At 56.0% G+C, this 273-nt stretch carries 1 protein-coding gene; it reads right to left on the reverse strand.

The features are described from left to right. Positions 1–273: ribonuclease P protein component (gene rnpA / locus AAEZ09_RS28265; protein ID WP_350601648.1), on the reverse strand; the 273-nt coding region annotated here is incomplete at both ends.

The following is a 273-nucleotide window of genomic DNA, read 5'->3' on the forward strand; positions in this document are numbered from 1 at the left end:
TTTCCAGAGCTTGGCAAATTGCTTTGCCAGTTCAGGGTTGTCCAGATCAGCCAATCCCTTTCGGGCGATGATCACGATGTCCCAGCCCGCCAGTTCCAGTTGGTGATGACGGAAAGTCTCGCGTAGCTGCCGCTTGATGCGGTTGCGCTCGACAGAAAGCTTGACGCTTTTCTTACCAATCACCAACCCGAGACGGGGGTGTAGCAGATCGTTTTCACGTGCCAGCAGCAGGACGTTCCTGCCAGGCACCTTACCGGAAGGGGAGTCGAAGAC

It is taken from the genome of Pseudomonas sp. 65/3-MNA-CIBAN-0223 (assembly GCF_040310425.1).
In the GTDB taxonomy this organism is placed as follows: Bacteria; Pseudomonadota; Gammaproteobacteria; order Pseudomonadales; family Pseudomonadaceae; genus Aquipseudomonas; species Aquipseudomonas gregormendelii.